The organism is Rhizobium sp. NZLR11, from assembly GCF_019685115.1.
Taxonomy (GTDB): domain Bacteria; phylum Pseudomonadota; class Alphaproteobacteria; order Rhizobiales; family Rhizobiaceae; genus Rhizobium.
Map to the genome: position 1 here is coordinate 42,170 of NZ_JABDWD010000008.1, position 20,999 is coordinate 63,168.

24 protein-coding genes and 1 pseudogene are annotated in these 20,999 nt (G+C 59.8%); 10 read left to right on the forward strand and 15 right to left on the reverse strand.

Annotated elements, in window-relative coordinates; translation table 11 throughout:
* Position 1: 1 nt before the first annotated feature.
* A complete protein-coding gene (locus HJB83_RS15615; protein ID WP_221132374.1) occupies positions 2–469 on the reverse strand; it encodes a group III truncated hemoglobin in 468 nt (155 codons plus the stop codon).
* A gap of 182 nt (positions 470–651) precedes the next feature.
* On the opposite strand from HJB83_RS15615, the gene mbfA reads away from it, so the two are divergent.
* Complete coding sequence (mbfA, locus tag HJB83_RS15620) at positions 652–1,635, forward strand: iron exporter MbfA (protein WP_221132375.1); 984 nt, start codon at positions 652–654, stop codon at positions 1,633–1,635.
* Positions 1,636–1,759: 124 nt separating this feature from the next.
* Here the strand turns inward: mbfA and HJB83_RS15625 are convergent, their stop codons facing one another.
* Both HJB83_RS15625 and HJB83_RS15630 read right to left on the reverse strand, forming a co-directional pair.
* Positions 1,760–2,359 carry a transglutaminase-like cysteine peptidase gene (locus HJB83_RS15625; protein ID WP_221132376.1) on the reverse strand — a complete coding sequence of 200 codons (600 nt, stop codon included), beginning with the start codon at positions 2,357–2,359 and terminating at the stop codon, positions 1,760–1,762.
* Positions 2,360–2,523: 164 nt separating this feature from the next.
* The gene (locus tag HJB83_RS15630) at positions 2,524–3,393 is read right to left on the reverse strand and encodes a carboxylesterase (protein WP_221132377.1); all 870 of its coding nucleotides are present in this window, start codon (positions 3,391–3,393) and stop codon (positions 2,524–2,526) included.
* 179 nt (positions 3,394–3,572) lie between these two features.
* Between HJB83_RS15630 and infC the strand changes: the two genes are divergently transcribed.
* The 5 genes from infC (at position 3,573) to pheT (ending at position 8,751) form a co-directional block, all read left to right on the forward strand.
* Positions 3,573–4,109 carry a translation initiation factor IF-3 gene (gene infC / locus HJB83_RS15635; RefSeq protein ID WP_081525788.1) on the forward strand — a complete coding sequence of 179 codons (537 nt, stop codon included), beginning with the start codon at positions 3,573–3,575 and terminating at the stop codon, positions 4,107–4,109.
* Positions 4,110–4,432: 323 nt separating this feature from the next.
* Positions 4,433–4,636 (forward strand): 50S ribosomal protein L35, encoded by a 204-nt coding sequence (gene rpmI / locus HJB83_RS15640; RefSeq protein WP_003544621.1) that lies wholly within the window; start codon positions 4,433–4,435, stop codon positions 4,634–4,636.
* A gap of 38 nt (positions 4,637–4,674) precedes the next feature.
* Positions 4,675–5,079, forward strand: coding sequence for a 50S ribosomal protein L20 (rplT, locus tag HJB83_RS15645; RefSeq protein WP_003555927.1), 405 nt, complete (start codon positions 4,675–4,677; stop codon positions 5,077–5,079).
* Positions 5,080–5,228: 149 nt separating this feature from the next.
* Positions 5,229–6,311: a phenylalanine--tRNA ligase subunit alpha gene (gene pheS / locus HJB83_RS15650; RefSeq protein ID WP_207582539.1), complete on the forward strand. Its 1,083-nt coding sequence runs from the start codon at positions 5,229–5,231 to the stop codon at positions 6,309–6,311.
* Between the two features lie 16 nt (positions 6,312–6,327).
* Complete coding sequence (pheT, locus tag HJB83_RS15655) at positions 6,328–8,751, forward strand: phenylalanine--tRNA ligase subunit beta (RefSeq protein ID WP_221132378.1); 2,424 nt, start codon at positions 6,328–6,330, stop codon at positions 8,749–8,751.
* Between the two features lie 52 nt (positions 8,752–8,803).
* Here pheT and HJB83_RS15660 read toward each other — a convergent pair whose 3' ends face one another.
* Both HJB83_RS15660 and HJB83_RS15665 read right to left on the reverse strand, forming a co-directional pair.
* The gene (locus HJB83_RS15660) at positions 8,804–9,163 is read right to left on the reverse strand and encodes a nuclear transport factor 2 family protein (RefSeq protein WP_221116663.1); all 360 of its coding nucleotides are present in this window, start codon (positions 9,161–9,163) and stop codon (positions 8,804–8,806) included.
* Between the two features lie 100 nt (positions 9,164–9,263).
* The gene (locus HJB83_RS15665) at positions 9,264–10,259 is read right to left on the reverse strand and encodes an aldo/keto reductase (RefSeq protein ID WP_221132379.1); all 996 of its coding nucleotides are present in this window, start codon (positions 10,257–10,259) and stop codon (positions 9,264–9,266) included.
* A gap of 122 nt (positions 10,260–10,381) precedes the next feature.
* On the opposite strand from HJB83_RS15665, the gene HJB83_RS15670 reads away from it, so the two are divergent.
* On the forward strand, positions 10,382–11,269 hold the full coding sequence (locus HJB83_RS15670) for a LysR family transcriptional regulator (protein WP_207582542.1): 888 nt from the start codon (positions 10,382–10,384) through the stop codon (positions 11,267–11,269).
* A gap of 49 nt (positions 11,270–11,318) precedes the next feature.
* Here the strand turns inward: HJB83_RS15670 and HJB83_RS15675 are convergent, their stop codons facing one another.
* Positions 11,319–11,816 carry a ferritin-like domain-containing protein gene (locus tag HJB83_RS15675; protein ID WP_007633960.1) on the reverse strand — a complete coding sequence of 166 codons (498 nt, stop codon included), beginning with the start codon at positions 11,814–11,816 and terminating at the stop codon, positions 11,319–11,321.
* Positions 11,817–11,963: 147 nt separating this feature from the next.
* On the opposite strand from HJB83_RS15675, the gene HJB83_RS15680 reads away from it, so the two are divergent.
* Entirely contained in the window at positions 11,964–12,581 is a 618-nt protein-coding gene (locus HJB83_RS15680) for a hypothetical protein (protein WP_207582543.1), read from the forward strand.
* 79 nt (positions 12,582–12,660) lie between these two features.
* Here HJB83_RS15680 and HJB83_RS15690 read toward each other — a convergent pair.
* The 7 genes and pseudogenes from HJB83_RS15690 to HJB83_RS15720 form a co-directional block, all read right to left on the reverse strand.
* A pseudogene (locus HJB83_RS15690) lies at positions 12,661–12,959 on the reverse strand (IS6 family transposase); the annotation flags it as partial.
* A 51-nt stretch (positions 12,960–13,010) separates the two neighbouring features.
* Positions 13,011–13,889 carry an SDR family oxidoreductase gene (locus HJB83_RS15695; protein ID WP_207582544.1) on the reverse strand — a complete coding sequence of 293 codons (879 nt, stop codon included), beginning with the start codon at positions 13,887–13,889 and terminating at the stop codon, positions 13,011–13,013.
* The gene (locus HJB83_RS15700) at positions 13,886–14,671 is read right to left on the reverse strand and encodes a hypothetical protein (RefSeq protein ID WP_221132380.1); all 786 of its coding nucleotides are present in this window, start codon (positions 14,669–14,671) and stop codon (positions 13,886–13,888) included. Before HJB83_RS15700 ends, HJB83_RS15695 begins: the two co-directional genes overlap by 4 nt.
* 10 nt (positions 14,672–14,681) lie before the next feature.
* Positions 14,682–15,275: a protein-S-isoprenylcysteine O-methyltransferase gene (locus tag HJB83_RS15705; RefSeq protein WP_207582546.1), complete on the reverse strand. Its 594-nt coding sequence runs from the start codon at positions 15,273–15,275 to the stop codon at positions 14,682–14,684.
* Between the two features lie 207 nt (positions 15,276–15,482).
* The gene (locus HJB83_RS15710; protein ID WP_221116666.1) at positions 15,483–16,064 is read right to left on the reverse strand and encodes a hypothetical protein; all 582 of its coding nucleotides are present in this window, start codon (positions 16,062–16,064) and stop codon (positions 15,483–15,485) included.
* A 141-nt stretch (positions 16,065–16,205) separates the two neighbouring features.
* Positions 16,206–16,328 carry an ABC transporter gene (locus HJB83_RS15715; RefSeq protein ID WP_207582548.1) on the reverse strand — a complete coding sequence of 41 codons (123 nt, stop codon included), beginning with the start codon at positions 16,326–16,328 and terminating at the stop codon, positions 16,206–16,208.
* Positions 16,329–16,508: 180 nt separating this feature from the next.
* The gene (locus HJB83_RS15720) at positions 16,509–17,099 is read right to left on the reverse strand and encodes a L,D-transpeptidase (RefSeq protein ID WP_221132381.1); all 591 of its coding nucleotides are present in this window, start codon (positions 17,097–17,099) and stop codon (positions 16,509–16,511) included.
* Positions 17,100–17,398: 299 nt separating this feature from the next.
* Between HJB83_RS15720 and HJB83_RS15725 the strand changes: the two genes are divergently transcribed.
* Positions 17,399–18,151 carry an SDR family NAD(P)-dependent oxidoreductase gene (locus HJB83_RS15725; protein WP_207582550.1) on the forward strand — a complete coding sequence of 251 codons (753 nt, stop codon included), beginning with the start codon at positions 17,399–17,401 and terminating at the stop codon, positions 18,149–18,151.
* 271 nt (positions 18,152–18,422) lie between these two features.
* Here the strand turns inward: HJB83_RS15725 and HJB83_RS15730 are convergent, their stop codons facing one another.
* A complete protein-coding gene (locus HJB83_RS15730) occupies positions 18,423–18,866 on the reverse strand; it encodes a GNAT family N-acetyltransferase (protein ID WP_207582551.1) in 444 nt (147 codons plus the stop codon).
* A gap of 12 nt (positions 18,867–18,878) precedes the next feature.
* The gene (locus HJB83_RS15735; RefSeq protein ID WP_207582552.1) at positions 18,879–19,826 is read right to left on the reverse strand and encodes an aldo/keto reductase; all 948 of its coding nucleotides are present in this window, start codon (positions 19,824–19,826) and stop codon (positions 18,879–18,881) included.
* A 179-nt stretch (positions 19,827–20,005) separates the two neighbouring features.
* On the opposite strand from HJB83_RS15735, the gene HJB83_RS15740 reads away from it, so the two are divergent.
* Positions 20,006–20,992, forward strand: coding sequence for a Gfo/Idh/MocA family protein (locus HJB83_RS15740; RefSeq protein ID WP_207582553.1), 987 nt, complete (start codon positions 20,006–20,008; stop codon positions 20,990–20,992).
* Positions 20,993–20,999 lie beyond the last annotated feature (7 nt).

Sequence of the window (20,999 nt, forward strand, 5' to 3'; positions counted from 1 at the left end):
ATCAGCCCGTCTTCTTGGTCGGATCGTCGAGGGCGGGATTGTAGAACAGCGAGAGCGTCAGGCTCTTGGCGATCCGCTCCGCCGTCGCCATGAACCAGGCCTTGGCCTCCGGCGTTGGGGCGATATCGTCGAGCGTCGCGGCAAACAGCGACAGCCACTTCGGAAAGAGGTCAAGCGTCAGGTTCTGGACACCGGTATGCGCCTGCACCGGCTTGCCGCCATAGGCGCCGCTACGGAAGGCTACCGCCGACCAAAAGCTCTTCATCTTCGCCATATGCGCCGGCCAACGGCCAGACAGCCTGGCGTCGAACACCGGGCCGAGATCGGGATGCGCAAGCACGCGGGCGTAGAAAGTCTCGACCAGCCTGTCGATGAAGGCCGCGTCGACGCCCATTTCCCGCATTTCGGCCTCCGCCCTTTCGCGGATCGCCGCGACATGGGCAGGGCGGCCCTGAATCTCAATCATCATTCCAAAAACCCCGGCGCCGCGTGATGCGGCAGCCCTTATATAGGCCTACATGGCAACGAGCCAAAGTCGTCGGTGCCGATTGCGGCAATCTGTCAGTCGGTTCGCCCCACTAATCCTAAGCACTTGACCGTCATTGCGTCGTTCTTTAGATTTAGAATTATTCTAAAGAATTGGAGAAAGTCATGCTGGCGCGGTTTTTCAGATCCCCGAAACGATCCTTTGAGTCGCTGTCCGAGCAGGAGATTCTCGCCCTTGCGATCGCCTCCGAGGAGGACGATGCCCGCATCTATCTCGCCTATGCCGATAGGTTGCGCCGCGAATTTCCGGCCTCCGCCAAGGTCTTCGAAGATATGGCCGAGGTCGAGGATACGCATCGCAAGTCGTTGTTCGATATCCATCGCCAGCGTTTCGGCGAGCGCATTCCGCTGATCCGGCGTGAACATGTCGAGGGCTTTTACGAACGCAAACCCGACTGGCTCAGGGCAAATCTTACGCTGGATGCGATGCGGCGGGAAACCGAGGCGATGGAGGAGCAGGCCTATCGTTTCTATGTCGAGGCGGCAAAACGCACCTCGGACGCCTCGACACGCGAGCTTCTCGGCGATCTCGCCCTTGCCGAACAAGGGCATGAGGACATCGCCCGCATGCTGGGCGACAAACATACGCCTGAAGATGTCAGGCGCGACGAGAACGAGACGGTGCACCGGCAGTTCGTGCTGACCTATGTGCAGCCGGGTCTTGCCGGTTTGATGGATGGCTCGGTCTCGACGCTGGCGCCGATCTTCGCCGCCGCCTTCGCCACGCAGGATACCTGGCAGACTTTCCTTGTCGGTCTTTCCGCCTCCGTCGGCGCCGGCATCTCGATGGGCTTCACCGAGGCCGCCCATGACGACGGCAAGATCTCCGGCAGAGGCTCGCCGGTCAAACGCGGCCTTGCCTGTGGCATCATGACGGCGCTCGGCGGCCTCGGCCACGCGCTGCCCTACCTCATCCCGCACTTCTGGACGGCGACCATCACCGCCGCCATCGTCGTCTTCTTCGAACTCTGGGCAATCGCCTTTATCCAGAACCGCTACATGGAAACACCCTTCCTGCGCGCCGCCTTCCAGGTAGTGCTCGGCGGCGGCCTGGTGCTCGGCGCCGGTATATTGATTGGCAATGGGTGAGGAGCGTTAGCGACGAACACCTTGAGCGGAAGCGAAAGGTAACGGTAGACGCCTCTCCGCCGTCCAGAAAAACAAAAAGGCCGACTTTCGCCGGCCTTTTTCCCCACATTCCCCCCGGAAATCCTTACCGCAGCGCGCCGACCAGTACGTCGCGGCCGTTCTCGATGGTGACCCAGCGGCCGGAATTGTAGCTCGACTGCCGCTTGACGAAGGAATAGGGCGTTCCAAACCACGGCTTGACGTCGGAGGCGAGGTTGTCGAGCACGAAATCGCCCTCGGCGGTGCGCAGCGTCAGCACGGCATGGCCTTCACCGTCAGGCTTGCGCACGACGGTCATCAGCAGATCGGCAGCCGAAAAGCCGCGCTGGATCAGCGTCCGGCGCTTCAGCAGCGCGAAATCCTCGCAGTCGCCGGCAGTGGTCGGATAGGCCCAGACCTCATCCTTGCCGTAGATTTCCTTGTCGGTCATCGGCGTGATCGTGCGGTTGACCGTGGCGTTGACCGAACGCACCAGCGACCACTTTGCCGGCGTCATCTCGACCGGGCCAGAATTGCGGTTTGCGCCGCATTCACTGCGGTGGATCTGACAGAAATCGTAGTGGCCAATTGGCTGGGAGGTGGCATTGCCCGTTACCATCGAAGCATTTCTGCTGGGGGCCGGTATGGCGGCCGTCGCCATCGCAAAAATGGCCATCATGGCCACAAAAATACCCTTTATCCGCACGCCCGCTCTTCCTCGCATCGCCCCTTATTTATTAACAAAGTGTTAATGGAGAGGGCCAAGAAGAGTCAATCGTTACTTCTTGGGAGCACCTTACGACTCGCCGACATGGTTAAAATGCAACGGGTTGGGGGCTTGCGTCAGGGGAATTTCTCGGCCGGTGCTGTTCAAACGGGCATCTGCACATTTGTCGATGAACGGATGATGCCTTTGACGGCGCTAAGCAGAAGCGCGATATCGCTCGCGCGGGAAAGCCGGTGGTCGCCGTCGCGAATGAATGTCAGCACCACGTCGTCGGCGGGAAGATGTTCGACCAGTTTCATCGCATGCGCATGCGGCACGTCGGCGTCTTTCATGCCTTGGAGGATATGCACCGGGCAGCCCGTTTCGATGATGCCGTCGAGCACCCGGTTTTCGCGGCCGTCCTCGAGCAGTGCCCGTGTGTAGATGTTCGGCTCAGGGCTATATTGCGAGCGCTCTTCGAAATAACCCCGCTCGGCAAGCGACTTGCGCTCCTTGGCCTTGAGGTTCGGCTCGATCAGCTCGGAGGTGAAATCGGGGGCCGGCGCAATCAGCACCATCCCCTCGAGTTTTGGCCCTTCAAGTTTTGGCCCCTCGAGTTTTGGGCCTTCGAGCTTCGGGCCGTCCTGCCGCGCAAGCTCCTGCGCCAACCTGAGCGCGATCCAGCCGCCCATCGACGAGCCGACGAGGATCACTCGCTCGGGGGCAACGTGGCGGATGACGGCAAGCGCTTCCTCCAGCCAGCGTGAGATCGTGCCGTCGCTGAAGCTGCCGCCGGACAGTCCGTGGCCGGAATAATCGAGACGGATGCAGGCGAGCCCAAGTTCCGCCGCCAGCCCGTCGAGTTCCACCGCCTTGGTGCCGCTCATGTCGGAGCGGTAGCCGGACAGCCAGACGAGCGCTGGTGCGCCATTGCCGGCCTGCGCCGGGCGCACCAGCATCGCGATCTCGCGCGCTGCCTCTCCCTCGCCGACCGTCAGGAACTGCGGCTGGGTATTGGGCATCTGATCGAACATCGGCGAAACTCCTGTTATTTTGCCCTATAAAACAGATTCTTGGCAGGCTGACAGCGGGTGATTTTTCCGCTAAAGGATGATATTGACTCCGTTGCAGCGATGACGCGACACGTTTGTGCACCCCGATATGGGAGCGCGAGGCTGCAACGTTCCGAAAACAACGCGAGGAGAATACGACCATTCGCAGACCTTTTAAAACCGACGCGCCCGTGAAGGACGGACCGCGCTCGAACCGTGAAATCCGCATTCCCAAAGTTCAGCTGATCGGGGCTGACGGCGAGAATATGGGCGTCGTGCCTACCGACCAGGCCTTGAAAATGGCTGAGGAAGCCGGCCTCGATCTCGTCGAAATTTCCCCCAATGTCGAACCGCCTGTGTGCAAGATCCTCGATCTGGGCAAGCTGAAATATGCCAACCAGAAGAAGGCTGCCGAGGCGCGCAAGAAGCAGAAGATCGTCGAAGTCAAAGAAATCAAAATGCGCCCGAACATCGACACCCATGATTATGAGGTGAAGATGAAGGCGATGGGTCGCTTCTTCGACGAAGGCGACAAGGTCAAGGTGACGCTGAAGTTCCGCGGCCGTGAAATGGCCCACCAGGAACTCGGCATGAAGCTTCTGCAGCAGGTCAAGGCTGATACGATCGAGTTCGCCAAGGTCGAAGCCGAACCCAAGCTCGAAGGCCGCCAGATGATGATGGTGCTGGCGCCGAAGTAAGCGCCAGGCACTTTTTCGCCCCAAGGCCGTCCGCAAGGGCGGCTTTTGTGCTTTCGGCCATGATGATTCGGGCCTTGTACTGGATGCGCGAAGATTCCTCCGCCGCCCCGTTGCACTTTCAGAACGCTGCGGTTATAAGCGCGCGTCCGAACTGACCGGCAGGGCATGCCGTGGCAGTTTCGAATGCTTGCGGAACGGTTCGTCGCCGATGCCGCAGATCAACAACAAACGCTCCCGCACCTTGTTGCGACGGCCGGAGAACCGGACTTCGCGAGAAGGGCTTTTTTGATGAAGCGCGCAGGGAGGACAGAAGGAGTAGCAAAATGCCCAAGATGAAGACGAAGTCCTCTGCCAAGAAGCGGTTCAAGATCACCGCAACCGGCAAGGTCAAGGCTGCCGCTGCCGGCAAGCGCCATGGCATGATCAAGCGTTCCAACAAGTTCATTCGCGATGCACGTGGCACCATGGTTCTCGCAGAACCGGATGGCCGCAAGGTTATCAAGAATTACCTGCCGAACGGTCTCTGAGACTCGTCCGCGAACGCTAGATTTAAGGAGATCATGATATGGCACGTGTAAAAAGAGGCGTCACCTCTCACGCCAAGCACAAGAAGGTTCTGAAGGCCGCAAAGGGCTTTTACGGCCGTCGCAAGAACACCATCCGGACTGCCAAGGCTGCTGTCGATCGTTCGAAGCAGTACGCTTACCGCGACCGCAAGGTCAACAAGCGTAACTTCCGTGCGCTCTGGATCCAGCGCATCAACGCCGCTGTCCGGGAATTCGGCCTGACCTACGGCCGCTTCATCGACGGCCTGACCAAGGCTGGCATCGAAGTCGACCGCAAGGTTCTCTCCGACATGGCAATCCACGAGCCGGAAGCATTCGGCGCGCTGGTCAGCGCCGCCAAGAAGGCTCTTGAGTACCTCAAGGAAGCCGGCACGGCGAACGAGTTTGAAGGCGCGGTCAAGTAACCAGCGCTTCCCAAGCTTTGAATTTTTGATTTTGGGAAACCCGCGCTGGTTTGGGCTAGCGCGGGTTTTTCTTTCTTTATATCCCTTGCGCCGGCCGGCGCCGCCTGCCTCCCGATCGCCCGCCTGATACTGGACGGAAAGAAGTGACAATGTCAGATATCGACCAGCTCAACGCATCGCTGCTCGCCGAAATCGCCGCCGCCGATGACGAGGCGGCCCTCGAGGCCGTGCGCGTTTCCGCCCTCGGCAAGAAGGGCTCCGTCTCCGAACTGTTGAAGACGCTCGGCGCCATGACGCCGGAGGAGCGCCAGACCAAGGGCGCGGCGATCAACGTTTTGAAGAATGCGGTGACCGAGGCGCTCGCCGCCCGCAAAACGACGCTCCGCCAAGAGGCGATCAATGCGCGGCTGAAGGCCGAGACGGTCGATGTCAGCCTGCCGGTGCGCTCTTCGCCTGCCGAGCGCGGCCGCATCCATCCGATCAGCCAGATCGTCGACGAGATCACCGCGATCTTCGCCGACATGGGCTTCTCGATCGCCGAAGGTCCCGACATCGAGACCGACTATTACAATTTCACCGCGCTGAATTTCCCCGAAGGCCACCCGGCCCGCGAGATGCACGACACCTTCTTCTTCCATCCGGACGAGAATGGTGAGCGCAAGGTGCTGCGCACCCATACCTCGCCGGTGCAGGTGCGCACCATGGAGGCGCAGAAACCGCCGATCCGCATCATCATCCCCGGCAAGACCTACCGCCAGGACAGCGACGCCACGCACTCGCCGATGTTCCATCAGGTCGAGGGTCTGGTCGTCGACAAGAAGGCCAATGTCGCCAACATCCGCTGGGTGCTCGAGGAATTCTGCAAGACCTTCTTCGAGGTCGACAGCGTGACGATGCGTTTCCGCCCGTCTTTCTTTCCCTTCACCGAGCCCTCTTTCGAGGTCGATATCCAGTGCGACCGCTCCGGCCCGATCGTCAAGTTCGGAGAAGGCACCGACTGGATGGAGATCCTCGGCTGCGGCATGGTCCATCCGAACGTGCTGCGTTACGGCGGGCTCGATCCGGACGAGTATCAGGGTTTTGCCTGGGGCATGGGCCTGGACCGCATCGCCATGCTGAAATACGGCATGCCCGACCTGCGCGACTTCTTCAACGCCGACGTCCGCTGGATGACGCATTACGGCTTCCGCCCGCTCGACATGCCGACGCTGTTCGGCGGCCTCAGCGCTTGAACGGAGAATTGGGACGATGAAATTCACGCTCTCCTGGCTGAAAGAGCATCTGGAAACGGATGCCGGCCTCGATGAAATCTGCACGCGCCTGACCGAGATCGGGCTGGAGGTCGAGGATGTCGACGACAAGGCGGCGTTCAAGCCCTTCGTCATCGCCAGAGTTGTCTCGGCGGAAAAACATCCTCAGGCCGATCGCCTGAAGGTGCTGATGGTCGATACCGGGGCCGGCGCGCCGGTCCAGGTCGTCTGCGGCGCGCCGAATGCGCGCGCCGGCCTCGTCGGCGCCTTTGCCGCTCCCGGCACCTATGTCCCCGGTATCGATGTGACACTTGCCGTCGGCAATATCCGCGGCGTCGAAAGCCATGGCATGATGTGCTCCGAAAAGGAGCTGCAGATCTCCGACAGTCACGACGGCATCATCGATCTGCCTGAAGATGCGCCGGTCGGAAAGAGTTATGCCGCCTATGCCAATCTCGACGACCCGGTCATCGAGATCAACCTGACGCCCAACCGGCCGGATTGCACGTCGATCCACGGCATTGCCCGCGATCTTGCCGCCTCCGGCCTCGGTACGCTGAAGACCCGGCCGGCGCCATCCTTCGCCGTCGACGGCGAGACGCCGGTGAAGCTGACGCTCGATCTCGACGATCAGAAGCTCTGCCCGGGCTTTGCGCTGCGCTTGGTGCGCGGCGTCAGGAACGGCCCGAGCCCGCGCTGGATGCAGCAGCGGCTGATCGCCATCGGCCTGCGTCCGATCAATGCGCTGGTTGATATCACCAACTACATGACCTTCGATCAGGGCCGGCCGATGCACGTCTTCGACGCTGCCAAGGTCAAGGGCAACCTCACCGTCCGCCGCGCCGCCGAAGGCGAGACCTTGCTGGCGCTCGATCAACGTGAATACAAGCTCGGCCCGAACAATGTCGTCATCTCCGATGAAGACGGCATCGAATCGATCGGCGGCATCATGGGCGGCGAACATTCCGGCTGCGACGAGAACACCGTCGACGTGCTGATCGAATCCGCCCTCTGGGACCCGATGAACATCGCCAAATCAGGCCGTAGCCTCGGCATCATCACCGATGCCCGCTACCGCTTCGAACGCGGCGTCGATCCGGACTACATGGTTCCCGGTCTCGAACGCACGACGGAACTGGTGCTGGAACTCTGCGGCGGCACGGCCGCCAGGGCCGAGGTCGTCGGCTATAAGGGTTACGAACCAAAGATCGTCGATTTCCCTTATTCTGAGGTCAAGCGGCTGACGGGGCTCGAAGTCTCGGATGAGGAAAGCAACAGCATTCTGACCCGCCTCGGCTTCACGGTCTCCGGTTCCGGCGAGCGTGTCTCCGTCGCCGTTCCCTCCTGGCGTCCCGATGTCGATGGCAAGGCCGATCTCGTCGAGGAGGTCATGCGCATCCACGGCGTCGACAATATCAAGCCGGCGCCGCTGGAAAGCCATGCGGCGGTCAACGGCAAGATCCTGACGACGCTGCAGATCCGCACCCGCATCGCCAAGCGGGCGCTTGCTTCGCGCGGCATGCTCGAAGCCGTCACCTGGTCCTTCATTCCGGAAGATCAGGCCAAACTCTTCGGCGGCGGGGCGGCAGCCCTCAAGCTTGCCAACCCGATCGCCGCCGAAATGTCGGATATGCGCCCTTCGCTGCTGCCGGGCCTGCTGACGGCAGCCCAGCGCAATGCCGACAAGGGTTATGCCGACGTCGCCCTCTTCGAAGTCTCCGGCACCTATGAGAATGACAGGCCGGACGGCCAGCGCCGCGTTGCCGGCGGCATCCGCCGCGGCACGGCCTCGCTTGCCGGCGCCGGTCGCGCCTGGTCGAATGCCGCCAAGGGCGGCGGCAAGCCGGTCGATGTCTTCGATGCCAAGGCCGATGTGCTCGCCGTTATCGAAGCCTGCGGCCTGCCGATGGGCAATGTCCAGATCGAGCAGGGTGGACCGGATTGGTACCATCCCGGCCGCTCCGGCACCGTCAAGATGGGGCCGAAGGTGGTACTTGGCTATTTCGGCGAATTCCATCCGCTGACCTTGGAAGCGCTCGATGTCTCCGGCGCGCTCTGCGGTTTCGAGGTCTATCTTGATGCGATGGCCGAGCCGAAGAAGAAGGCGACTCGCACCAAGCCGGCGCTCGATCTATCGCCTTTCCAGGCGGTCAAGCGGGATTTCGCCTTCGTCGTGGACAAGACGGTGGAATCAGGCGCGGTCATCAAGGCTGCGACAAGCGCCGACCGCAAGCTGGTCACCGGCGTCAATGTCTTCGATATCTTCGAAGGCGCGTCGGTCGGCGAGGGCAAGAAGTCGGTGGCGATCGAGGTTCAGATCCAGCCGGTCGAGCGTACGCTGACGGATGAAGATTTCGAGACACTGACGCAGAAGATCATCGCCAGCGTGATGAAATTCACCGGCGGCGTCCTCAGGAGCTGATCCTGCCGGCTTTGCCGAGACAATGGGACCGGTCGTTAAGCGGCCGGTCTTTTCACGTATGAAGGTGGTAGAGCTTGCTGACGATTGTCCAGCGGCCTTCGATCTTTAGCAGCGAGAGATAATCGGTGAAGCGCATTCCGGCGAAATCGTCGGTAACCTTGACGCTCGCCGCATCGCCCTCGACATCGACGCTTTGGATATCCATGAAAGGCTGCGTTCCGGGCGGGGCAGGCTCCTCCGCCAGGATTGCGGAGATGAATTCGTCCCGCGTCAGCCATTCGACGGCATTCTGGTAATAGCCGATGATCGAGCTTTTCGGGTGGAAGGCCTTTTTCAAGGCCGCCTCATTGGCGAAGGCCATGCCCTCGACATAGAGATGAACCGTCTGTTCGACTGCTTGCCTGTCCGACATGTTTTCATCCCGTTTGGTGGGATGGCGGTAAATAGTTTCGCCAGCCGCCAAGGCAAGCCCGGCCGGTTGCATCAGGCCGGGCTTTGGTTTCAGTAAGGGCTCAGAGGTTCGTCATAGCAAGCGAGGCATCCGAATAACGCTTGCCGGCCACCTTCCCTACGGGGATTGCATGGCCGAGCTCTTCAAGCTCAGCCGCACTCAGCACGATATCGGCAGCGGCAGCATTCTGTTCGAGGTGGTGAAGCTTGCGGGCGCCGGGGATCGGCACGATGTTGTCGCCCTGGCTCAACACCCAGGCTAGCGCCAGCTGTGCGGCGGTCACGCCTTTGTCGGCAGCAAGCCGCTCGAGCGTTGCGACGAGTGCCGCGTTGGCGTCGAAATTCTCCGCCTGGAAACGCGGAACCTGCCGGCGGAAATCGTCGGCGGCGAGATCGTCGACCTTGCGAATCGCGCCCGTGAGGAACCCGCGGCCGAGCGGGCTGTAGGGCACGAAGCCGATACCGAGTTCGCGGCACGTGGCAAGCACATCCTCCTCGGGATCGCGCGACCAAAGCGAATATTCGCTCTGCAGTGCTGCGATCGGATGCACCGCATGGGCGCGGCGGATGGTGGCGCTGCCGGCTTCGGAGAGGCCGAGGGCGCGGACCTTACCCTCCTTCACCAGCTCGGCCATGACGCCGACGGTGTCCTCGATCGGCACATTGGGATCGACGCGGTGCTGGTAGAAGAGGTCGATGGTCTCGATCCCCAGGCGCTTCAGCGAGGCCTCGGCGACCGCTCTGACATGCTCCGGGCGGCTGTCGACGCCGGTGATGGCGGCAGTGCCCGCCTGGCTGGTATCGATCTTGAAGCCGAACTTGGTGGCGATCACCGCCCGGTCGCGAAACGGTTTCAGCGCCTTGCCGAGAAGAACCTCGTTGGTGAAGGGACCGTAGACTTCGGCGGTGTCGAAAAAGGTGACGCCGAGATCGATGGCGCGATGAAGGGTCCTGATCGATTCTGCCTCGTCGCTGGCGCCATAGGCAAAGCTCATGCCCATGCAGCCAAGGCCGACGGCAGAGACGGTGAGATCATTTCCGAGTTTTCGGGTTTTCATGCTGCGCTCCTTTTGAGCTGAACCGCTTTTGGGGGTTTGTGCGGTACGAACAGACCATATTCCTGCCGTATCGCTCAGAAAATACATGCAATTTATAACGGGTTGTTCTATCTGTTCGATCAATGAACCGAACACAGCTCGCACAACTTGCCGTTCTCGCAGCCGTCTCCGAGCATCGCAGCTTCCGGGCCGCTGCCAAGGAACTCCTCGTTGCGCCCTCGGCCGTCAGCCATGCGATCTCGAGCCTCGAGGAGAGCCTGGGTGTCAGACTCTTGGCGCGCACCACCCGCAGCGTCGCGCCGACGGAGGAGGGCCGCCTGCTTCTCGAACGGCTTCGCCCGGCGCTCGAGGAGATCGGCATTGCTTTGGAGGCGGTCCGCGATACGCGTGCCAGGCCTGCCGGAAACCTGCGCATCACCGCGCCGCGCTTTGCCTCCGATCTCCTGCTCGCCCCGCGCCTCGGCGACTTTCTCAACCTCTATCCCGATATCACCCTGGAGATCGCCAATGAGGACGGCTTCACCGATATCGTCAAGGAGGGGTTCGATGCCGGCATAAGGCTGGAGGAGAGCCTGGAAGCCGATATGATCGCGGTCAAGGTCTCGCCCGATCTGACGACGGTGATTGCCGCTTCGCCCGATTATTTCAAGCGCTTTCCGAAGCCGCAGCATCCGCGCGATCTCGTCGGCCACCGCTGCATCAAGCGGCGCTTTACCAACGGCTCAATCTATCGCTGGGAGTTTGAAAAAGATGGGCAGGAACTGGTCGTTTCCGTCGACGGGCCATTGATCGTCAGCGAGGACCGGCTGGCCCTGCTTGCGGCGCTGAACGGCGCTGGCCTTGCCTATCTGTTCGACATGCGCGTGGATGCCGAGCTGGCAAGCGGCAGCCTCGTGCGGGTACTGGAGGATTGGTGCGCGCCCTATTCCGGGGCGTTTCTCTATTATCCCACCCGCCGGCAGATGCGGCCGGCACTGCGCGCCTTCATCGATTTCTTCAAATATGTTTAGGAAGATGCGGGCGACCGGCAAGAGACCTGCCGCCCGTTCTGTTCATCCGTCAGGCAGCCTTTGCCTTCTGGTTCGCCGCCGTGGTGGCGAGCTGGGAAAGGGTCTTGTCGGTCGCCGTTTCCTCCTGCAGCGTCTGGTCGAGCAGGCGGACGGCATCCTTGAGGCCGAGTGTCGCCGCCCAGGTTTTCAGCGTGCCGTAACGGGCGATTTCATAATGCTCGACGGCCTGGGCAGCAGAGATCAGACCGGCATCGAGGGCTGATGTGCCCTTGAATTCCTCCATAATTTCCTCGCCCTCGGCGATAATGCCCTGGATCGCCTCGCAGGTCTTGCCCTGAGCGCGTTTGCCGATCAGTTCGAAAACCTGCTGCAGGCGCTCGACCTGGCCTTCGGTTTCCTCGCGATGCTTTTCGAAGCCCGCCTTCAGTTCGGAAGACTGGGCGGCGCGCGCCATCTTCGGCAGGGCGCGCAAGATCTGCCGTTCGGCAAAATAGATGTCCTTGAGCGTATCGTAGAAGAGATCTTCCAACGTCTTTTCCTTGGCCATTTTCTCGATCCTTGTTCTGGGAAAGGCCGCGAACGCGGCGACACATTAAGAAGCGAGGATCGCGCAAATTGTTCCCGGTCGATTTCGGGTGGACTGGAAATCTGCTCCGGGCGATCATTCCTGCTGTCGATGGAGAAAGATAAAGTCATGCGTAAGCCGGGTTCGATGAAGGGTCTGGAGGATCTTGGCCGCGTACGGCTGTCGCAGAATTTTTTCTTCCGCGATTTCCTGCATTCTGAAATTGCCGATTTCTACCGCATTCCCAACATCCCCGAGGATCCCGATCTGGCGATCGAGGTGGGCAGGAGGCTCTGCGAGGAATTGCTGGAGCCGCTGGAAGCAACCTTCGGGCGCCTGCATATCCGCTCCGGCTATCGTTCGCCCGCGGTAAACCGGTTCGGCAACGAGAACGATCTGAACTGCTCGACCAATGCTACCACCGCCGCGCATCACATCTGGGATATGCGGGACTTCGACGGCTGCATGGGTGCCGCGGTCTGCATTGCCGTGCCGTGGATGCTCGACCACTACAACAATGAAAGCGACTGGCAACGGCTCGCCTGGTGGATCCACGACCACCTGCCTTATGCCTCACTTTGTTTCTTCCCGAAGCTCTGGGCCTTCAATATCCAATGGCACGAACGGCCGAAACGGGTGATTCAGAGTTATATCAGCCCGCGCGGCATACTCACCAAACCGGGCATGGCGAACTGGGAGGGCGATCACGCCGCTTTCTACCAAGATTTTCCCAGACTCAAAAGCTGATGCGGTAGCGGATGTGGCCGTCGCTCTCAACATAGCTGTCGTAGAGCGCCCGGGCTGTCTTGTTCTGCTCGCTCGTATGCCAGTAGAGCCGCGCCCAGCCCTTGCCCTTGATGGAAACGACTATTTCGCCGAGATGCCACTTGTCGGCAAAACTTCCCACCGCCGCCGGATGGAGCGGGCATAGTCTCGGCGGAACTTGGCGGCCCACTCCGCGACAGTCTGGAACGAGACTTCAATGCCGCGCTCCGCCCGCAGATCTTCTACATGACGCAGGCTCAACGGAAAGCGGAAATGCAGCCAAACCGCATGCGCTATAATCTCCGCGGGAAAACGATGACGCTTATACCTGGGTGTCGTAATAGGCGGGTTCGGGCTCATGCCCTTGCCGATGTCGAGGGAACAAAAAAGTGATGGCGCCCTACGTGACTCTTATCGACGGCCGCGATGAAACGTTGTCCACCCGCCGCCGCAGCATTTCTTGAACTTTTCCCCGGAACCACAAGGACATGGATCATTTGTTCGGCGTTGCATTCTGCTGACCAAAGGCAGCAAGACGGTCGAGGGCAAGAGCGCCGCCGCAAAAACGGCCAGTTTAGAGGAGGTACCAGGTACGACGAGGCGCCGCCCGGACCTGAAGCCGCGCCAGGCTCGTTCGGCCACATAGTCCGCGTCCAGCTTCGGGAGAACCTTGAAGAGCGTCGACCGGCCAGCGCCGGATCGCTCCAGAAACTCTGTCGATACTGGTCCTGGAGCGACACATGTCACTGTCACGCCGGTGCCGCGCAACTCTTGATGAAGTGCTTCCGAAAAGGAGCGCACGAAGCCTTTGCTGGCGTAATACAACGCCATATTCGGCCCAGGAAGGAAGCTTGCCACTGAGCCAAGATTGATTACGCCGCCGCGCCGCCGCGCCGCCATTTCCGGCAAGAAGCGAAGGGTCAGATCGCTTAATGCGCGTATGTTGACATCGATAATTCCGAGTTGGTCGTCGATAGGCAATAAGGTCGCGGCGCCGCGCAAGCCATAACCGGCGCTATTGACGAGGACATCGCAGAACAAGGCATTTATCGACAGGAAATTTTGCAGACGCGTCGATGTATCTGTGGCCAAGAGATCCATTTCCAGCACGAAAGCCTCGCCCCCCGCCTCCCGCACGTCTGCCGCCGCCGATATGAGGCCCTCAATCGAACGCGCAACAAGAACAATTGCGGCACGCTCGCGTGCGGCAACTTTGGCGATGGCCCGCCCGATGCCGCGCGATGCGCCGACAACAACGATGGCTGGACGGAGCACGATTTGTAGGCTCATGTCGCGGTTCTCAAGGCTGTCGTGCCAGGGTTGGCTCCTGTCTGAGCGAGACCCTTCAATTCCCCCGTGACTTCGCCATTCAGTATGTTTTCCAACCGATCCAGCGCTCGTGCAACATTTGCACCGTCCATGACCCTGTGGTCGTAATGGATGCGCACCGTTACAGTCCCGTCATCGTCTATTGGGCCGTAGTTGAGAAGCGTGGTTAGCGGCGTAAGGGGGTTGAGGGATTCTGCCCCGAGGCCAGAGTAGACGGAGAATTGGAAAGTGCCAAAAAAACGCGGCCGCTGCCGACCGAGATTCAGTCCAAGCCACATCACAAGCCACCTGATGGGGCCGGGAAGGTGTGCAAACTTCAATATGCGCCGGAATTCCTTGACCTCCATGACAGGGCGGGACCTTGCCGCCTCGATCAAGGTCTGAAGCTCAGTGATGGATCTCTTCTCGGGAGCCCTGATCAGGCTCAGTAGAACGATCCGCTCGCCTTCATGTTCACGTTCGTGGGCAATGGACGCCACATTTCCTGAATATTCATAAAGTCGCGGTGTCGGAAACTTGACATAAGCGCGGCGCAGGTCCGGCAGTTCCTGTGCGAGAAGTGCATATGCCTTTAAGAAGAGAACGGTCCATGACGGCCTGACTGGCTGTGCTGTTCTGGCCGCCAGGAGCGCGCTGATATTCATCTTCCGCTGCACCGTGACGCGCGGCACACCGATCGAGAATTTCATCAGATCGCCGACAAGGCGTCGCGATGCGGAGAGTTTAATGGCTCGACCTCGCATGGGGCCACCTCTAGTAGAGATAAGGAATAATTCGTTTTGTCTTGTCCATGTAGGCTTGATACTCGGGACCGAAAACGTCCAGCATCATACGCTCCTCTTTGTCTACTCTGAGGAAAAAGAGGATCCCGGCGCCGAGCAGCCCCGCTAGTCCCGCCACCCAGTTCGACAGGAGGAAGGCTTGGCCAAGTCCCATGAGCAGAAATGATGTGTACATCGGATGGCGGACAAGGGCATAGGGTCCTTGAGAGATGAGTTTGTGCTTTTCGCGGATCTCCAGCGTTATCGACCAATTCTTGCCGAGGGCCTTGTGGGTCCTACGGAAAACCCACATCGCACAGACGAGAAGTATCGCACCAAGTGCCACGGCCCACAGATGGGGCGGGTAGTCGGCAGCGAGGGGAAATCCGGTTGCAACATAGATCGCTGGTATGATGGAGAGGCCAAGAAGGCCAGCGGCAAGTCCTACGGCCTCCGAAGGCGTGCGGCGGTCGCTAACAACCTGCAAGCGCTTGGCGCGGCGCGCATGAGGACGGCGAATGATCGCCCAGACGACGACCCCGAGGACCCAGATGACCTTACCTGCAGTAGCGATCGATAGGTACAAATCAGGTCACCAAAGCCTTTCCGCACTGGCCGGCGTTTGCCGGTTTACCAACGTACATTCATGAGTCGACCTACCTTAGAGCATGTCTCGCAAAAGTGTGCCGCGGTTTTGCGATAAAGACATGGTAAAAACAAAGACCTAAAGCGTGACAAGCGACTCTGAAAGATCGCGACACGCTTTAGCTTCTTGGTCAAATCCAATATGCCCTCAACCGGTATTCATCTCGCGAAGCTTCGTAATGAATTGTTGCGGCCTCAGCCAAATGCCGGGCGCCTTGTATCCCATGTGACGTGCAATGTCCGCCACGAATGCATTGCAGTTGTAGACCGTTGCTTCCCAGAGACGGGAACTTGCCTGTTGTTTGCGGATGAAGCGAACAGCGTCTTCGTACTCGCCGTCCGATAGCATGACTCTCCAGCTTGCCGACCGGTACGCCTCTTCCAGATCACCGTCGGTCGCTCCGGTTGTTGCTGAAACCGGCACGAAATGGCCCAAGACGTAGGCTCCGGGATCGGTCGAGGCCGGGGCGAGGCCGGCGACCTGCGGATCAACCATGTTTCCGTTCTTGTCCGTGCGCCCAAAGACAACATAGGTGTGTCCATAGCTGAGCGCATATCGCGAACGGAACTCGAGGAAATACCGATTTGAATTTTCGTTGGCCGAGATGGTTGTTCGGCCATTGGCATCGGACGTGAAACGCGGCTGCTGGGCTTTGTCTTTGGTCTGGCATGACACGACGGCAATCGCCATCAGGATTACAAGCGGCAGACAACCTCTTGCAAGCGTCATCAATGCACTCCTCTCACCTGCCTCGGTTCGCACGGGGGGTGAATGCTCATATGAACGCGGCTCCGGGGATAGCCCGGTGCTGGCGACTTAAGTTGTGAGGAGGATCGAACTCGACCCTCGTCACAAATCGAGGGATGGTCGCTACTTATATACTTGAGCAGCAGCCGGTGGCGGTGCCTTGCCTTTTCCTTTGCCAATCATTCCGCAGGCGGTGAGATTGGCAACAGCAAGCACAGAGATGATCACGATTAGAATTCTGCTCATCAAGAAGTCCTCTCCTTAGAATCGGCATCACTTATCGTAGGCAACGTCGATAATAGTAGCGTCAACTTACGTAAAGGCTAGTGCAGAAAGAACACAATCTGAGCGCATCCTAGGCTTTTGCTGCCTGCGCAGCGGGAAAATGGGTCGGCTGCCTGCCGATTCGAGCGAGGAATGCCGCCGCTAGATCACTAGGACTCTGGTTCCCACATGGGTGCGCCCATAGAGATCCACAATGTTGGGGTTGGTGAGCCGGACGCATCCGTTCGACACTGCTTGACCAATCGACCACGGCGCGTTCGTTCCATGTAGACGAAACAGGGTGTCTTTTCCGTCCTGATAGAGATAGAGGGCGGCCGCACCTAACGGATTTCCTGGTCCGCCTGGGACGCCTTCAGCGTATTGGCCGAGGCGCGGCTTACGCGCGATCATGTCGGCGGTCGGTGTCCACGACGGCCATTCTGCCTTGCGACCTATCGTGGCTTGGCCCTTGAAACTCAATCCTTCCTGTCCAACCGCGACGCCGTAGCGTGTTGCCTGACCGCCCGCCTCGACGAAATAGAGATATCGGCTGGCGGTATCGACGACGATGGTGCCGGGCGGCTCATCACCACTATAGCTCACTGTTTGCCGCCGGTAGCGGGTATCACGATCCGGGTTCCGCCCAAGGGCGTAATACCCAAACGGCGGCCCGTCCTCGGTAGTACATCCGGACATTATCAGAGCCAGACTTCCCAGAAGAATTCCCCGGCGCGTAACGTGACTTTCGTCCATTTTCATCTGCCAACGCGATTGATCAGCCCACCCTTGTATTTAACATCGCCGCGCTTTTTGGCAAACGCTCTTGCATCAGTGCTTATAGAGCAACGGAAAACGGGGAACTCGCATGCTATGATATCCGTCAAATGCCGGGCATTTTCCTGCGGAGTTTTGGGGTCGACGGCAGGCAGAGTCGTTGTGGTCCACCGATCGGCACCTTCAATGAGTGGTTGTTAGATGAGGATTTGTTTAAAATTCTTGCATGCACGACCCGCCTCTGTTCGATTAGGATCGAGTAAAACTGGGGGGCGGGAATGGAGCTTGGCTTCGACGGAAAAGTTGCGATTGTGACAGGTGGGGGGTCGGGGATTGGCGCTGCGATTTCGCGACAACTTGCTCTTGAGGGGGCAGAGGTCATCGTCGCGGATATTGATGCCGATAGTGCCGACCGCGTTGCTACTGATATACGGACGCAGGGAGGGAAGGCTGTCGATTTCGCCGTCGATGTCACCATCGCCGATGCGGTCGAGCGGTTGGTTGAGTTTGCCGTCCAGAAATGTGGTGGCCTCCACCTAGCGGTGAACAATGCAGGGCTGACTGGCGTCCGGACCGCTACCGCGGATTACCCGCTCGACCAATGGCGCAAGTTGATGAGCGTCAATCTGGACGGTACATTCTATTGCATGAAATATGAGATTGCCGCCATGCTGCAAGCCGGCGTAGGCGGGGCCATCGTAAACATGTCCTCCATTCTCGGTTCCGTTGCATTGCCACTGGCATCGGCCTATACCGCGGCTAAGCACGGGGTCATCGGCCTCACGAAGGCCGCTGCGATCGAGTACGCGCGTATGGGTATTCGGATCAATGCAGTTGCCCCCGGCTGGATCGAAACGCCGATTCTGTGTGAGCCTGTGACAAGCACTCGGAGATTGAACTCGTTGCAGCCAATGGGCCGGCGTGGATCGCCCGATGAAGTGGCGGCTCTCGTATGTTTTCTCCTTTCGGAACAGGCAAGCTTCATTACTGGAAGCTGTCATATGGTCGACGGGGCCTACACCGCTCACTAATGCATGTCGCCGGGAAGTGTGCAGCGGTTCCCGGAAAACGACATGCATAAAAACAAAGAGCTAAAGCGCGTCGAATGAATCAAGTTACATGCGACGCGCTTTAGCCACCGAGGGGTAGCGTCGCCGCATGAAGCGGGCCCATCGTGGGCATCCTTTACCCAAGGCGACGCTACCATCCAGAGTTATATCAGCCCGCGCGGCATCCCGACCAAACCGGGCATGGCGAACTGGGAGGGCGATCACGCCGCTTTCTACTAAGGTTTTCCCAGACTCAAAAGCTGATGCGGTAGCGGATATGGCCGTCGCTCTCGACATAGCTGTCGTAGAGCGCCCGGGCCGTCTTGTTCTGTTCGCTCGTATGCCAATAGAGCCGCGACCAGCCCTTGGCCTTGCAGGTGGCGACGAGGTCGTCCATCAGCGCCCGCCCGACCCCTTTGCCGCGTGCATCGCGATCGACAAACAGGTCTTCGAGATAGCAGTCCCTGCCGCGGATCCATGTGCCCTCATGGGTGAGATAGAGCGCAAAGCCCATGATCCTGCCATCGACCTCGGCGACCCGCATGGCGATCGCCGACGCCGGATCGAAAACCCGGCGCCAAGTGGAATCGGTGATATCGGCATCGACCGTGACTTCGTAAAAGGCGAGGTAGGCCGCCCAAAGTTCGCGCCAGCGGCTCTCGTCCTCGGCGCGGGCATCGCGGATCGTCACGGTCATGGGCTCTTTCTTTCAGTTCCCGGCTTGGTCGAGCAGGGCCATTGCGTCATCGGAAAGCTGAAGTGTCGCCGATTTCGCCAGGCTTTCAAGCTGCGAAAGGCTGGTGGCGCTGGCGATCGGCGCCGTCACGCCTTTCTTGCGCAGCAGCCAGGCGAGCGAAATTTCGGCGGGCTTGGCGCCGGTCTCGGCAGAAACCGTGTCGAGCGCGGCAAGAATGCGCAGACCCTTGTCGTCGAAATAGGTCGAAACCCGGCCCTCGCGGGCGCGGCCCTGCGTATCGGCCTTGCTGCGGTATTTGCCGGTGAGGAAGCCGGCAGCCAGGCTGAAATAGGTGATGACGCCGATGTCCTCTTCAACGCAGAGATCGGCGAGCGGCCCCTCGAAGCTTGCGCGCTCATAAAGATTATATTCCGGCTGCACCACATCGTAACGGGGCAGGCCGGCCTTTTCGGCAGCGTCGAAGGAGGCCTGCAGCAGCGTCGCATCATAGTTCGAGCAGCCGATGGCGCGGATCTTGCCCTGCTGCTTCAGCTTGGCATAGGCGCCGAGTGTTTCCTCGTGCGGCGTATCGGCATCCGGCCAGTGCGACAGATAGAGGTCGATATAGTCAGTCTGCAGCCGGCGCAGCGAATCCTCGACCGCCTTGAGGATATAGCTCTCCTTCAGTGTCTTTCCCTGCCCCATGTCCGAGCCGACCTTGGTAACGATGACCGCCTGGTCGCGGGAAACCTTGGCCTGCTTCAGCCAGCGCCCGATGATCTCCTCGGAATCGCCGCCCTTGTTGCCCGGGACCCATGCGGAATAGACATCCGCCGTATCGATCGTGTTCAGGCCAGCGTCGAAGAAGGCGTCGAGAATGGCGAAGGATGCTTTCTCGTCGGCCGTCCAGCCGAAGACATTGCCGCCGATGACGATCGGCGCGACCGAAAGACCCGTTTTTCCAAGCCGGCGCATTTCCATGACGCTCTCCAATATGGTGATGTGTTTGAAATCGTGGACACGGCAGAACGCCGCCTTGCAGCAACCTAGCGCATTCCGGGCATCCGGGAAGGCAAACTTCCGTGATTTCAGCCCGCACCATTGCGCCGTGGCTAAGGCCTGAATATGGTTCGCGGAAATCTGTTTGGGAGGTTTGGATCATGCTGCGTTTTGGTATCATTTCAACGGCGAAGATCGGCCGTGACAATGTCGTTCCGGCAATCCAGGACGCGGAAAATTGCGTCGTCACGGCGATTGCCAGCCGTGATCTCACGCGCGCAAGGGAGATGGCCGACCGCTTCTCCGTGCCGCATGCCTTCGGCTCCTACGAGGAGATGCTGGCCTCCGACCTCATCGACGCCGTCTATATCCCGCTGCCTACCTCGCAGCATATCGAATGGTCGATCAAATCAGCCGATGCCGGCAAACACGTGCTTTGCGAAAAGCCCCTAGCGCTGAAGGCCGATGACATCGACGATCTGATTGCCGCCCGCGACCGCAACCGGGTGGTGGTCACCGAAGCCTATATGATCACCTATTCGCCGGTCTGGCAGAAGGTGCGCGCGTTGATCGACGAGGGCGCGATCGGTACGCTCCGGCATGTGCAGGGCGCCTTCACCTATTTCAACCGCGATCCCGCCAACATGCGCAACGTTCCCGAACTCGGCGGCGGCGGCCTTCCCGATATCGGTGTCTATCCCGTGATGGGCACGCGTTTTTCCACCGGCAAGGAGCCGCTCTGGATCCAGGCGATCACCGAGCGTGATCCGGATTTCGGCACCGATATCTATTCGAGCGTCAAGGCCGATTTCGGCGATTTCGAGCTGAGCTTCTATATCTCGACGCAGATGGCCAACCGTCAGGTCATGGTCTTCCACGGCACCGAAGGTTACATCGAGGTCAAGTCGCCGTTCAACGCCAATCGCTGGGGGCCTGAGGAAATCGAGCTTGCCGATCGCAGCCACAATGAATCACGCATCTTCCGCTTCCAGGACAGCCGTCAATACAAGCGGCAGGTCGAAGCCTTCGCCCGGGCGGTGAAAGGTGGCAAGGAGGAGATCGTCACGCTCGAAAATTCGAAATTGAACCAAAAGGTGATCGACGCGATCTACCGCGCCAGCGAGAAAGACGGCTGGGAAGCCGTCTAGCGCATAA

Coding starts and splice junctions, on each gene's coding strand:
- HJB83_RS15700 (WP_221132380.1), bottom strand. CDS start 14,671: ATGCGAGGTCGAGCCATTAAACTCTCCGCATCGCGACGCCTTGTCGGC.
- HJB83_RS15715 (WP_207582548.1), bottom strand. CDS start 16,328: ATGAGCAGAATTCTAATCGTGATCATCTCTGTGCTTGCTGTTGCCAAT.
- HJB83_RS15675 (WP_007633960.1), bottom strand. CDS start 11,816: ATGGCCAAGGAAAAGACGTTGGAAGATCTCTTCTACGATACGCTCAAG.
- HJB83_RS15720 (WP_221132381.1), bottom strand. CDS start 17,099: ATGGACGAAAGTCACGTTACGCGCCGGGGAATTCTTCTGGGAAGTCTG.
- HJB83_RS15725 (WP_207582550.1), top strand. CDS start 17,399: ATGGAGCTTGGCTTCGACGGAAAAGTTGCGATTGTGACAGGTGGGGGG.
- HJB83_RS15735 (WP_207582552.1), bottom strand. CDS start 19,826: ATGGAAATGCGCCGGCTTGGAAAAACGGGTCTTTCGGTCGCGCCGATC.
- HJB83_RS15695 (WP_207582544.1), bottom strand. CDS start 13,889: ATGAGCCTACAAATCGTGCTCCGTCCAGCCATCGTTGTTGTCGGCGCA.
- HJB83_RS15665 (WP_221132379.1), bottom strand. CDS start 10,259: ATGAAAACCCGAAAACTCGGAAATGATCTCACCGTCTCTGCCGTCGGC.
- rplT (WP_003555927.1), top strand. CDS start 4,675: ATGGCACGTGTAAAAAGAGGCGTCACCTCTCACGCCAAGCACAAGAAG.
- HJB83_RS15615 (WP_221132374.1), bottom strand. CDS start 469: ATGATGATTGAGATTCAGGGCCGCCCTGCCCATGTCGCGGCGATCCGC.
- pheS (WP_207582539.1), top strand. CDS start 5,229: ATGTCAGATATCGACCAGCTCAACGCATCGCTGCTCGCCGAAATCGCC.
- HJB83_RS15730 (WP_207582551.1), bottom strand. CDS start 18,866: ATGACCGTGACGATCCGCGATGCCCGCGCCGAGGACGAGAGCCGCTGG.
- HJB83_RS15710 (WP_221116666.1), bottom strand. CDS start 16,064: ATGACGCTTGCAAGAGGTTGTCTGCCGCTTGTAATCCTGATGGCGATT.
- HJB83_RS15660 (WP_221116663.1), bottom strand. CDS start 9,163: ATGTCGGACAGGCAAGCAGTCGAACAGACGGTTCATCTCTATGTCGAG.
- HJB83_RS15670 (WP_207582542.1), top strand. CDS start 10,382: ATGAACCGAACACAGCTCGCACAACTTGCCGTTCTCGCAGCCGTCTCC.
- pheT (WP_221132378.1), top strand. CDS start 6,328: ATGAAATTCACGCTCTCCTGGCTGAAAGAGCATCTGGAAACGGATGCC.
- HJB83_RS15740 (WP_207582553.1), top strand. CDS start 20,006: ATGCTGCGTTTTGGTATCATTTCAACGGCGAAGATCGGCCGTGACAAT.
- rpmI (WP_003544621.1), top strand. CDS start 4,433: ATGCCCAAGATGAAGACGAAGTCCTCTGCCAAGAAGCGGTTCAAGATC.
- HJB83_RS15680 (WP_207582543.1), top strand. CDS start 11,964: ATGCGTAAGCCGGGTTCGATGAAGGGTCTGGAGGATCTTGGCCGCGTA.
- mbfA (WP_221132375.1), top strand. CDS start 652: ATGCTGGCGCGGTTTTTCAGATCCCCGAAACGATCCTTTGAGTCGCTG.
- HJB83_RS15630 (WP_221132377.1), bottom strand. CDS start 3,393: ATGTTCGATCAGATGCCCAATACCCAGCCGCAGTTCCTGACGGTCGGC.